At 68.9% G+C, this 12,603-nt stretch carries 7 protein-coding genes; 3 read left to right on the forward strand and 4 right to left on the reverse strand.

Features of this window, described 5'->3' with window-relative positions:
- Positions 1 to 102 precede the first annotated feature (102 nt).
- Complete coding sequence (locus H6726_19120; GenBank protein MCB9659768.1) at positions 103 to 4,569, reverse strand: hypothetical protein; 4,467 nt, start codon at positions 4,567 to 4,569, stop codon at positions 103 to 105.
- A 1,156-nt stretch (positions 4,570 to 5,725) separates the two neighbouring features.
- Between H6726_19120 and H6726_19125 the strand changes: the two genes are divergently transcribed.
- On the forward strand, positions 5,726 to 6,250 hold the full coding sequence (locus tag H6726_19125; protein ID MCB9659769.1) for a sigma-70 family RNA polymerase sigma factor: 525 nt from the start codon (positions 5,726 to 5,728) through the stop codon (positions 6,248 to 6,250).
- A 316-nt stretch (positions 6,251 to 6,566) separates the two neighbouring features.
- Here H6726_19125 and H6726_19130 read toward each other — a convergent pair whose 3' ends face one another.
- Positions 6,567 to 6,743, reverse strand: a complete 177-nt coding sequence (locus tag H6726_19130; GenBank protein ID MCB9659770.1) for a hypothetical protein — start codon at positions 6,741 to 6,743, stop codon at positions 6,567 to 6,569.
- A gap of 470 nt (positions 6,744 to 7,213) precedes the next feature.
- On the opposite strand from H6726_19130, the gene H6726_19135 reads away from it, so the two are divergent.
- Positions 7,214 to 8,188 (forward strand): hypothetical protein, encoded by a 975-nt coding sequence (locus H6726_19135; GenBank protein ID MCB9659771.1) that lies wholly within the window; start codon positions 7,214 to 7,216, stop codon positions 8,186 to 8,188.
- Positions 8,185 to 10,578, forward strand: coding sequence for a hypothetical protein (locus tag H6726_19140; GenBank protein MCB9659772.1), 2,394 nt, complete (start codon positions 8,185 to 8,187; stop codon positions 10,576 to 10,578). The genes H6726_19135 and H6726_19140 overlap by 4 nt, the downstream gene beginning before the upstream one ends.
- A gap of 3 nt (positions 10,579 to 10,581) precedes the next feature.
- Here the strand turns inward: H6726_19140 and H6726_19145 are convergent, their stop codons facing one another.
- Positions 10,582 to 11,592 (reverse strand): hypothetical protein, encoded by a 1,011-nt coding sequence (locus H6726_19145; protein ID MCB9659773.1) that lies wholly within the window; start codon positions 11,590 to 11,592, stop codon positions 10,582 to 10,584.
- 114 nt (positions 11,593 to 11,706) lie between these two features.
- The gene (locus tag H6726_19150) at positions 11,707 to 12,492 is read right to left on the reverse strand and encodes a hypothetical protein (GenBank protein MCB9659774.1); all 786 of its coding nucleotides are present in this window, start codon (positions 12,490 to 12,492) and stop codon (positions 11,707 to 11,709) included.
- Between the last annotated feature and the right edge of the window lie 111 nt (positions 12,493 to 12,603).

Here is a 12,603-nt window from a genome sequence, read left to right on the forward strand (position 1 = left end):
CGTGATCGGAGGCCCGCCATTTCACGCGACGCCACTCACGGTGACTAGCTTGGCCGGGGGGACGCTGCCACCGCGTCCACCGATGCCTCGAAGCTCGCTACGTCACATCTGGAGGTCAGCCGGGTGAACATAGAGCCCCCAGCACGTCACCGCACTCGCGTTGTCCACGACGCACGTGTAGTCACGCCCAGTCGCGATCTGTACGACCGTACCCACCCCCCCGGGCACCGTCGTCTGGCCCTGACTGTTGTCCCCCCAGCACGCCACCGCACCCGCATCGTTCAATGCGCACGTGTGGCCGCCGCCCGCCGCGACCTGCACCACCGTACCCAGCCCGCCCGGCACCGTACTCTGGCCGTACCCATTGTACCCCCAGCACGTCACAGCACCCGCATCATTCAATGCGCACGTGTGGATCACACCCGCCGCGACCTGCACCACCGTACCCATTCCGCCCGGCACCGCGGTCTGGCCCTGGCCGTTGTGCCCCCAGCACGTGACGGTCCCGGCATCGTCTACCGCACATGAGTGGTTCTGACCCGCCGTGACCTGCTCAACCGTTCCGATCCCGCCCGGCACCGTTCCCTGGCCGAAGGCGTTGTACCCCCAGCACGACGCCACGCCCACACTGTTCACCGCGCATGTGTGGCTCGAACCTGCCGCGATCTGCACCACCGTCCCCAGCCCCCCGGGCACCGTCGTCTGGCCAAACCCGTCGTATCCCCAACACGTCACTACGCCCGAAAGGTTCACCACGCATGTGTGGCCAAAGCTCGCAGCGAGCTGCACCGCCGTGCCCAGCCCCCCGGGCACCGTCGCCTGGCCAGCCCCGTTCTCCCCCCAGCACGTCACCGCGCTCGCGGCGTCCAACACGCACGTATGGTTCTGACCCGGCGCGACCTGCTCCACCATCCCCAGCCCCCCCGGCACCGTCGTCTGGCCAGCCGCGTTGCGCCCCCAGCACGTCACCGCACCACCATCGTCCAGCGCGCATGTATGGTTCTCACCCGCCGCGACCTGCACTACCGTCCCCAGCCCGCCAGGCACGCTGCTCTGGCCCTGACTGTTGTCCCCCCAGCACGTCACCGCACCCGCATCGTTCAATGCGCAACTGTGCCGCCAGCCCGCCGCGACCTGCACCACTGCCCCCAGCCCGCCGGGCACCGTCGTCTGGCCATACGCGTCAAACCCCCAGCACGTCACTGCACGCGCATCATTCACCGCGCACGAATGGTCTGCGCCCGCCGCGACCAGCACCACCGTCCCCAGCCCGCCGGGCACCGTCGTCTGGCCCTGAGCGTTGTTCCCCCAACATGTCACCGCACCTGCGTCGTCGAGTGCGCACGTGTGGCTCCCACCCGCCACCACCTGTACCACCGTCCCCAGCCCGCCGGGCACCGTCGTCTGGCCATACCCGTCAAACCCCCAGCACGTCACAGCACCTTCATCGTTCAAGGCGCACGTGTGGCTGTATCCCGTAGCGACCTGCGCCACCGTCCCCAACCCGCCAGGCACTGTGCTCTGGCCGTTCCCATCGGCCCCCCAGCACGTCACCACCCCTGCGTCGTTCAGCGCGCATGTACTGCCTTGACCCGCCGCGACCTGCACTATCGTCCCGAGCCCTCCGGGGACCGTGCTGCGGCCCTGGAAATTGTACCCCCAACAGACCACGTCCGCGTTCGCGTCTACAGCACAGGTGTGCTGTCCTCCTGCGCTGATCCGGCCCCGCAACGCAGCGCACTCTCGGTCGGTCGTGGCCGACCCCTGCATGGCTTCCGTTTGGCCTGGGCCGCAGGCGGCCCATGCGGTGCAGCTGCCCGCGTTCAGGATATCGCTATACTCCCCCGACGCACATGCTGTGCACACCCGGTTGCTCGTCGCGCTTCCCGCAGCGCTCACGTACGTGCCCGCCGCGCAGTCGCTCCACGTCGCGCAGCTCGTGGCGTTCGTCCCCGCGCTGTAGGTGCCCGCGGTGCAGGCCGTGCAGCTGCGGTCCGTGGTCGCGTCGCCGTTGCTCACCACCGACTGGCCCGCCACGCAGTTCGTGCGCGTGGCACACGCCGTCGCCGGGTTGCCGTCGTCGTCCCAGGTGCTGCCCACGCAGGCCACCGCCGCCGTGGAGCCGCCCGCGCAGTACTCGCCCGCGCTGCAGTTGTCGCACACCGGCGCCGTGGTGCTGGTCCCCGGCGCGCTCTGCTCCGTGCCCGCGGCGCAGGACCCGTGCGCTTGGCACATGGTCTGGTTCGGGGCGGTGGAGTACGTCCCGCTCGCGCACGCCGTGCACGCCTGGTCGCTGGTCGCGGTCCCGGCTGTGCTCACGTACGTACCGGCCACGCACTCGCTCCACGTCGCGCACGTCGCCGCGTTCGTGGTCGTGCTGTAGGTGCCCCCCGCGCAGGCTGTGCAGCTGCGGTCCGTGGTGGCGTTCCCGTCGCTCATCACCGACTGCCCCGCTGAGCAGTCCGTGCGGGTGGCGCAGGCCGTGGCCGGGTCGCTGTCGTGGTCCCAGGTGCTGCCGCCGCAGGCCACCGCGGGCGTGGTGTCGCCTGCGCAGTACTCCCCCGGGCTGCACGCGTCGCACACCGGCGCCGTGGTGCTGGTCCCCGCGGCGCTCTGCACCGTGCCCGCCGCACACATGCCGTGCGCCAGACACATGGAGAGGTTGGTCGTGGCCGTGTACGTCCCGGCGGCGCAGCCCATGCACACGCGGTCGACCGTGTCCGACGGGGTGTTGCTCACGTACGTGCCCGCCGCGCAGGTCTGCCACGAGGTGCAGCTCGCTGCGTTGTTCCCGGTGCTGAAGCTGCCGCTCGCGCAGCCCGTGCACACGCGGTTCGCGCTCGCGCTGCCCGCCGTCTCTTCGTACTGGCCGGGCACACACGTCGCCCACGCTGTGCAGCTGGGGGCGTTGTCCGCCGTGCTGTAGGTCCCGGTGACACACACGCTGCACGCACGGTCTACCGCGGCGCTCCCCGCCGTGCCCACGGACTCGCCCGCCACGCACGTGGTCCACGCGCTGCAGCTGGCTGCGTTCTCGGTGGCGCTGTAGCTCCCCGTCGCGCACGCCGTGCACGTGCGGTCGTTGGTGGCGTCTCCCTCGCTGGCGACGTAGCTCCCCGCCGCACAGGTGGTGCGCGCCACACACACCGTCGCCGGGTCGCTGTCGTCGTCCCACGTGCCGTCCCCGTCGTCGCACGCCGCAGCCGCCGCCGCGCCGCCCGCGCAGTACTCGCCCGCGCTGCAGTCCGCGCACACCGGCGGCGCCGTCATCGTCGCAGGCGCGGTCTCCACCGTGCCCGGCGCGCAGGCGCCCACCGGCACGCACGTCGTCTGGTTTGGGCCCGATGTGTACGTCCCCGTCGCGCACGCTGTGCACGCCCGGTCGCTCACCGTGGTCCCCGCCACCAGCACGTACTCGCCCGCCACGCACGTCGTGTACGCCGTGCAGCTCGCCGCGTTCTCAGCGTCGCTGTAGCTCCCGCTCGCGCACCCGCCACACGTGCGGTCCGCAGTGGCGCTGCCCGCCCCCGTCACGTATTGCCCGGCCGTGCACGTGCGCCACGCGCTGCAGCTCGACGCGTCTGCCGCGTCGCTGTACTCCCCGTCCGCGCACGCCGTGCACGCCTGGTCGCTCGTCGCTGTGCCTGCGGTGCTCACGTACTCGCCTGCCACGCACCCCGTGTACGCCGTGCAGCTCGCGGCGTTGCTGCCCGCGCTGTACGTCCCGGCCCCGCACGCCGTGCAGCTCCGATCGGTGGTCGCGCCGCCCTCGGCCGACACGTACGTCCCCGCTGAGCACGCCGTGCGCGCCACGCACGCTGTCGCTGGGTTGCCGTCGTGGTCCCACGTGCCGTCCCCGTCGTCGCACGCCGCCGCCGCGACCTCGCCTCCCGCGCAGTACTGCCCTGGGCTGCACGCCTCGCACACCGCTGGCGCCGTCATCGTCGCCGCCACCGTCTGCACCGTCCCCGGAGCGCAGCCCGTCAGCGCCACGCACACCGTCTGATTGGGGCCCGACGTGTATGTCCCCTCCGCGCACGCCGTGCACACCTGGTCGGCGCTCGCGCTGCCTGCCGTGCTCACGTACGTGCCCGCCACGCACTCGGTCCACGCCACGCAGGCAGCCGCGTCAGCGCCCGCCGCAAAGGTCCCGCTCGTGCACCCCGTGCACACCTGGTCGCTCGCTGCCGTGCCCGCCGCGCTCACGTACTCCCCCGCCACGCACCCCGTCCACGCGCTGCAGCTCGCGGCGTTGATGGTCGTCGCGTACTCGCCCGCGTCACACGCTGCGCACTCTCGGTCAGTGTCTGCCGTGCCCGCAGCGCCGACGTACTCCCCGGCGCGGCACACCGTCCACGCCACGCACGCCGTCGCGGCGTCATCGTCGTGGTCGTACGTGCCCGTCGCGCAGTCCTCTACCGGAACCCCCCCGCCGCAGCCGACCCCTGCCAGCGCCGCTAGCAAGACCACGAACGCAGGCGTCCATCCGACGAGGCGCGAAGGGTTGGCGGTGCGCGAAGTCACGGCTCGGCGGCGCACCGGGCAGGCGGTCAGGCGGGGGTCGGTCATGGCGTCTCTTCCGTAGCGGTCCAACGCGCCGGACAAGGGGATGGCGCTGCCCACAGACTGCGTGCCCCACCCACGTCAGCGGAATCCCCCGTTCGGGGGAGGGTCCGAGCAAGGCCCGCGTGCTCCTATAGAGGACACCCGGGTGTGCCTGGATGGGGAGGGACTGCGACGCGGCCTGTGGTCCGGCGCTGCTGGACCGACGAGCCCTACGGCCCCGCGAAGCTCGCGCGCTCAGTGCCAGTTTGCAGGCTCACAGGATTCCCTGATGGCCTGAATTCGCAGTCCGCCGGGACCACCAGTTCTTCAGCCACCACGAACTGCGCGCAGTCAATCTTCTTTTTCATCCGTCTCGCCCGTCTCGCAGCAATGTCGCGAGCGAGGTTCGCGCGTCTTGGAGTAGGCGCTCCACCTCTGCCAGGTCAAGGCCCAGAGTCAGCGCGATCTCTCGCGTTGTAAATTGCGCGAGATCAACACCAACTAGGATGGCTCGTAGCTTGAATGGCAATTTCCCAAGCGCAACAATAACGCTCTCATCTTCCTTTCGTCCGCTCTTGCGATCCGCGTCCGTGGCCGCATCTGCGAGTTTTGACGCGTCTTGTAGCTCGCCGCGTCGGGCGGAGACGACTCGGATGGCCATGCCGAAGAGGGCAACGCCCATGGGGAGGGCGGGCTGTTGCGCATGGAGCACACGCACCAGCGTCTCTTCGATGACTGCTTTTTGCTCGGCCCCATGTACCCCGAGGAGAGTCAGACGCGACTGGAGCGAAGGCGCCTCCGCCCTAGCCTGCGCCCACCTTTCGCGGGGCGAGGTCGTCACTCCAGCCCAGTCCGCCGGCGGTGAGTTGAGAAGTTCAGCGGAACGAATTCGGGGCGCGCCTTCATCTCCTTCCCCTTGTCGGCAAGAGTGGCGAACCGTTCGTTTGTCTAGGTTGGACTGCGAATAGAAGAGGGCGGTCCAGCGGAATAGCCCGCCCCGGAGTTCTTGTCATTAGGTGTCAGATTCCGTGGGACGAATACGCGCGAATTCGGCATTTTCTGGTCCACGGAATTGTTTGACATTTGGATTGACAGACTGCAGCCCCTGTCTCTAGTGTCCCCATCTGAGGAACTAGAAGGGCAGCGCGATGAGGCCGCACGGGGTCGGGGCGTGGAGCGCGTGGAACGCATGACGGACTGGAGGAAGGACACCTATTGGCGTGCGCTGAAGGAGGACGCGCCGCGCCTGCTCAACCAGATTCGGCAGCTCGGTGCGTCCGAGGATGAGGCGAAGGACCTTCTTCAGGAGACGCTGATCCGAGTGTTGCAAGCGCGCGACCGCTATGACGGTCGAGTTCCCGTCGGTGCCTTCGCGTTCGGCTTCGCCGTTCGCGTGGTGGCCAACTCTCGGGCGGGCGCCGCGCGACGCAACCGTTTTCTCGCCCGCTACGCCACCGAACAACCACCTTCGGCAGTTGACCCCACTGCGCGCTACGAGGTCACCGAGCGGGTTCGTTTGGCCTTGGAGCGGCTTTCGTTCAATCATCGCGCAGTCCTGGTAGCGCTCGACATTGAGCGGATGACGGTTCCAGAGCTGGCTCTTGCGCTGAGTATGAACGAAAACACGCTCTATACGCGTCATCGCGAGGCGCGCGCCAAGTTTCGAGCCGCACTCGAAGCGCTCGACCGAGGTGCGGGCGGATGAGCCAAGACCCCAAGGACGAAGCCCTGGAGGAGGCTCTGGTCGCGCTACGGCGCGCCGCGGAGAGCGGCGCTGCCAAGCCTGGTGACTTGCAGTCAATTTTGGACGACCTTGAGCTGCGGCTCGACGATCTCCCCGTCCTTCCAGAGCTGCCAAGCGCGCTGGCAGACGAGGACTGGGATGCGCCCTTCGATGACGACCCCCCCCCGATGACTCGGGAGGTGACGGGGGGAGCGATCCCTCGGGCTCGGGTACCCCACCGGGCGACGCGGGGACCGGTGGGACTGGCGGGGCGCCCGTCGACGGCGGTGGCCTGGCCTCATTGGTCAGCACGCCCATCACGCTCGGACGCGCGTTGCTGACCCTGGCGCTGCCAGCCGCAGTCCTTGGTGGGGTCCTTGGCGCTGGGGGTGCCAGACTCGCAGAACCGAGCGAGTCGCCAGCGGTAGCGGTCGCCCTTGCCGCCCCAGACACCGCTGCCGACCTCAGCGGTCAAGCTGTCGACGCCGGAGCCGACACCCCTCCGGTCAATTCGGACCGGCCTCAGGAACCGGCTGCAAGCGAGGCGCCGGACGAGCACGTGCCGGACGATGGTTCACCACGCTCCCCTCGTGGGAGGGACACCCTCACGCAAGAGAGCCGGCTCATCGACGGGGCGCGCATCGCGTTGAGCCGGGGCGACGCGGAGTCCTGCGCCACGTTCGTCGCGCAGCATCGGCGACGGTTTCCTGAAGGCGCGCTGGTCGAGGAGCGAGAAGCGCTGGATGTCCGGTGCCGTAGGGTCGCCGGCGACCCCAACGCTGCAGCCGCTGCGGGGGCGTTCCGGGACAGGTTTCCAGGAAGCCCTCAATTGGGGTCGCACGAATGACGGTCCGTCGGCGCCGGCTTCTCATCCTGGCAGCTCCAGCGGCTTGGCTGCCCTTGTTCGTTGCGCTTGCGTCGTCGGCGGCCGCGCAGGTGCCGACCGTGGGCGTGTTGACATACGACGCGAGCGGCGCAGGGCCGAGCTGCCCCTCAGAGAGCGACTTCCGCGCGGCGATTGCGTCGCGGCTGGGCCGCGACGCGGTCGTCGCGGGAGGCAACGTCACCTTGCACGTGACCATCACACGTTCCGGCGGGACCTACTCAGGCACGTTCGTCACGGCGTCTGGAGGCGGCCCCGAAAGCGCTCGTCGCGAGCTGAGCTCAAGCGCGTGTTCAAGTCTGGTCGACGCGCTGGCGTCGTCCATCGCGCTGGCTCTCGAACCCGTGGTGGCGCCACCCGGGGTGTCAGGTGTGGAGCTCGACCCCGATCTAGACGCGCGTGCGCTGGCCGCGATGGCGGCGCGGGCCTACGAGTCCGGGGCGTTTCTGCGGGCATTCGAGCTCTACCGGGCGGCCTACGACCTCTCTCCTCGACCTGCCCTGCTGTACAATATCGCGCTCGCGGCAGACCGGTTGGGTGCGTTGAACGAGGCCGCCGACGCCTATGGACGCTACGTCGCGGCCACGGACCACGGCGCGCGGTCACGGGTCATCGCCGAACGTCGGCGGGAGATCATCCTCCAGGCGCTCACCGATCGCGCCGCGATGGACGCAGCGCATCGCGAGGAAGCCCGACGTCGAGAGGAGGCGTCGCGCGCCGCGGAGGACGCCAGACGCGACGCAGAGCGAGAACGCCTCGCCGCAGAGGCCGCCGCGCGCGAGGCTGAGCGCATGCGGGCTGAGCGGGACGCCGCAAGTGCCCGCGAGGCTCAAGCACGGGAGGCGCTGCTCCAGCCCCCATCCGAGCTAGCCCCGTCGCCCCGCCGACGCCGAATGGCCATTGGTGTCACGGTGGCCGTGCTGGTCGTCGCGGGGGCCGCGACGTCGGCCGTGTTGCTCACCGGGCGAACTCGCTACGAGGAGTACACGCCCACCTCCTTCGGACAGACCGTGTTCACGCTCGGGAGTCGCCCGTGACTCGCGCGCCGACAGCTGCCACGCGCGCGGCGCGCCTTGTGTACCTGTGCGTGTCCTTCGTGTCCTTGCAAGGGTACGTCCTGGCGGGCTGCGTGGACGTTCGCGTTCCCACCGAGGCGGTGGTCGAGATCTCCGCCGACCCCGACCTCGCGCGAGACATCTACGGCATCCACGTAGAAATTTGGGGCAACGATGGGGAGGGTACCCCGTTCGTGCTCCGCGAAGAGCGCGACGTCACGGAGGTTGCCTTTCCCTACACGCTCAGCCTGGCGCCACGCCGGCGCGATGCGCTGCGTGCGTACCGCTTCACGCTAGTCGGGACCGACGAGCTCGGCCGCACGGTCGCCGTCGTGCGGGTTCATTCGGGGTTCATGCCGAATCGACGGCTCCGGGTTCCGGTACGGTTCGAGTCCCTATGCCGTGGCGTCATCTGCAGCGACACCGACAAGACCTGCCGGGCGGGCCGCTGCGTCAGCGCCTATGTGCCTCCTACCGCGCTGCCAGACTTCGGCGCCCCGAGTGCAGACGGCGGGCTGGTCGACACCTGCGACCTGTCCAACGGCGGCTGTGACGTGTCACGCCCTTGCCACGCCATCGGCTCCGACGTCGTGTGCGGCTACTGCGCGACCGGACTCCACGAGTCCGGCGACCGAGGTTGCGCTGACGTGGATGAGTGCGACGACGGAATCGACGACTGCCACGCCTCCGCCACATGCATCAACGTCCGCGCAAGCTTTGAGTGCGCCTGCCCACAGGGACAGTCGGGTGACGGGCACGGCCTGCTCGGGTGTGTAGCGGCCGCGGCAACCGAGACCTGCAACTACCTGGACGACGACCTCGATGGCAGCGTCGACGAAGGGTTCATCTACGGTGAGCTTCCTGAGACCAGGCGGCTGGTCACCGGCCAGTTGGCGGAGCCGCGCGCCATCGCGCGCTCACCTTCGGGCGACATCGCATACGCCTACCTCGATGGCTTGGGAACGGCTGGGGACACGGACCGCGTTCGCGTGTTCGGAGGTGACCTGAACAGCGTGCTCAGCGGCACCCCCGACGTGGCGGTGTTTCAGCCAACCGACTCCCACCGCATGATGTGGGCGGGCGACCGCTTTGTCCTCGTGGGCCAGCGCCGCGCCTACGCCTGCGGCTCTTGTCCGGTCTTTGCATCCACCTTTGACCGCGTTGGGACCCCCATCCTGCCCGCGACGATGCTCTTCTCAAGTTCGGCCCACATGTCCCCAGGCGTCGGCCTCGTGGACAATGTCGTTTGGCGGCTGGACCAAGTGGGACAAGACGTAGTGGCGCGCCGTTTCGACGTCGACGGCAACTTACTCGGAGTCACGGCGACGCTCTTCTCGGTCGCGCCGGGCACGTCCATCCAGTCCAGCTGGATTGAAGTGGATGGGAGCGACGTCTTGATTGCGTACTCCGAAAACGACGGCGGCGGCGCGTACCATCACAGGCTGGCGCGGTTCTCGCGCACCGGGCAGTTGCTCACGGGTCCGGTCTCGCTGCCTCCGATGTACAACAACTCGGCTCCAGAGATCGCCTCCGACCTGAAGCATCCGTTTCTCGTTTCGGGTGCCGATCTCTACGTCGCAGTTCAGATTGGCGAGGGCAGCGTTTCTGAGTATCGGGTTCTCAGGCTGGACCGGGCAACCCTGCAGGTATCGGCTGAAGCCTGGGCAGCAACCTCTGGCCCGTACGGCGCGCGCATCGTCTCAGACGGTCGGCAGCTCTACGCGTTGACGTACGACCCGCCCAACGCTCCGTATCCTTCCATCACGCGCCTGAACTCCGCCTTCGAGGTGGTCCAGGGCCCCGCGGTCGTGCTTGGCCAGTCAGGACTTCCCTCACTGACCTATCACCCCTTTCTGCGGGAGACCCCACAAGGCGTGATCGCTGGCGCGGGCAACTACAGCACGGCGTCCGCCCTAAGCCGCTTCGCTTGCGGTCGACAAGTCAGATTCCAGTTGTCGGCCGCAGCCCACGCCGAGTGTCCGGGGGGTGGGTGGGTGCTGGGGTACGACTACAACGGACTCGTCGAAGCGACTGGCCCCGGCGAGGCTTTGCTCGCGATGCTCCCCCTCAGCGCGACAACGGGTGACATCGGCCTGCGCGCTCGATGTCCCAGCACCGGAGACTCCTTTCGCGACTGGTCGCCATGGATTGGTCAGCCGGCTGCGGCGGCAGGGGTCAGCGACCTGACCCTCGACGGCGTTCAACTGAACGACGCCGAGGCCCTGGTGTGCAACTACTTCCCCTCGTGCCCGTTCGGGCAGCCAAGCTACTGGACCACGCCCCGGCTGCCTCTTGAGGCCTCCCTACACGGCACGTGCACCAGTGCCCCCGTCATGTGCCCACCGTGGTGCGCGGACGCGAGCTGCACGTAGGGGTCACGGCCCAAACCAGAGGGCGGCTCCGATCGAAAAGTCGACGCTGGGTCCGCTGAGGGGCCGAAGCAGCCTCAGGCTGTAGCGTGCTTGGAGGTCCAGCCGCATGCGGTCTCCGAGTGGCAGCAGGTAGCCGGCGAACACTCCGCCAGCGAACGAGCTCGCGTCGGGCCGATAGCTGAGCGCTAGCCGGGCCCCGATGTGCGCACGCCTGCCCAGGTCGAAGGAAACCGCGGCTGGAAGCACGAAGCCGTATTCCACCGTGGTTCCCTTGCCGTATTGGCTCGCCTCGAACGCGACTCCGGTCTCGATCCGCAGCCGTCCCGCGAGCGCGATGCTAACGGGAAGGCCGAGCTGAAAGCCCCAATCGAGCATTCGGATGGCGAGTTGTCCGCCGATTTGCACCGAATCCGTTCGGAAGAAGGCATAACGCCCGTAGACAGGGATACCTCCCAAGCCGCCCGAGCGATTGGTGTAGCGGCTGTTGAATGAGCCAACCGTCGTGTTCCCGGTGAAGTACAGGGGCAGGGCGTCGATGCCCAGCTCTAGGTCGTCGGTGACTCCGTAGGACGCCCCAAGCCCGAGGCCCACGGCGACATCGGCTGATAGGAGCTCCGTCCCGTCGCGAGTGTAGTCAGCCGTCGACGTGAACCGAAGGCCAGTCTGCGAACCATCCTCGCCATACATGTAGCCGCTGCCGAGCAGGGCTGGGTCGCGCGCAAACGCGTCGATGCGGAGGCGGCCGCGCGGTAGAACGAGCCCCCGTGTCGAGTACGCATCAACGGGCGGCGACTGCCGAGGTGAGGGTGCGTCCGGTTGTGCGGCGTCGGTCGAGCCCGCTTGTGCGGCGGATTGCCGACCATCACCTGGAGACGAGGTGATGGTGATGGCGCGCGCCGCTGGGACGTCGGGCCCCTGGGTCACCGTCTGCTCCTCGGAGCTACGGTCGGGACGCTGTATCCGCTCCCCAGCCAGGTCGAAGCGCACCGCTTCCTGTGCGGCCGGTGGGGGCATGGGTGGTTCCAGTCGGACGGTCTCTTGCGCACGCGCGGTGCCCAAGGACGACAAGCACAGCCCTCCGCAACTCAACGCAAGGGTCAGCCATTTACGACAGCGCATGGTGGCGACCTATCGTCCACGGGCAGGCTCGGAAGCCTGCGCCGGAGCCTGTTGTCCGCCGCCACACGTCCCGTCTACACCATTGCAGTGGTGCGTGACCCGACCATCACGCAACGCCGTCGCGAAGGCAGCGAAGGTCTGCTCGAGCAGCGCGAAGCGCGCGGCCGCTGCGGGGTCTGCTGCGTCCGCCGTGGTCCCAGCTGCCGGCGCTTGGCCTTCCGACTCGGCGGAGCGGATGACACAGCCAACCTCGTCTGCGCACTCGATCAACGCACGCCGGGTAAGCGTGCCGTCTGACATCGACTCCAGCATCGTGCCGCGGAAGTGCCAGGCGATCTCCCCTGTGGGCACGAGCGAGACCACCGCCACCAACGTGACGGACCGCCGCACGACCCCCGCGATGCCCTGCTCCAGCTGCGGAAACACGCTCGCGGCGGCGGCGCGCGTCGGGTCGAGGGGGGCCCCAAGGGGATGCCCTTGTCGGTCGGCACGGTGAAGGGTTCGGTCGAATTCCACCGAATCGACGACCTCCGAGGTCTCCAGGGTAACAATGCGAATCAGACCTTGGACGCCCAAGGCCTCCGCGGCCTGCTCCGGGCTGAGGTCCCCCACGAGGGCGCGCCGTCGCAGGGCATCCCAGCTCACCACGCGAAATCCAGCTGAGTTGAGCGCCACCTCCACCGATTCCATCAGGACACCGCAGTCCATCGCGATGAGCGGCGCAGCAGCGGGGGCCGTCCCCGAAGCCGCCCCATAGCTGCTCGACGTGCACCCATCCGGCCACAGAACCGCCACGCTGCGCAGGGGCGCTCCTCCCTCCGCACCCGGTGCACGGACAATCGTGGGGGGCACCGGGGTCGCCCCTGTGCCCGCGAAGCGCGCGGTTGAAGACCCCACGTAGTACGG

It is taken from the genome of Sandaracinaceae bacterium, assembly GCA_020633055.1.
In the GTDB taxonomy this organism is placed as follows: Bacteria; Myxococcota_A; Polyangia; order Polyangiales; family Houyiibacteriaceae; genus JADJJE01.

Bases quoted from the DNA above. Each gene is read 5' to 3' on its own strand.
- H6726_19145 (MCB9659773.1), bottom strand. From the start codon at position 11,592: ATGCCCCCACCGGCCGCACAGGAAGCGGTGCGCTTCGACCTGGCTGGG.
- H6726_19120 (MCB9659768.1), bottom strand. From the start codon at position 4,569: ATGACCGACCCCCGCCTGACCGCCTGCCCGGTGCGCCGCCGAGCCGTG.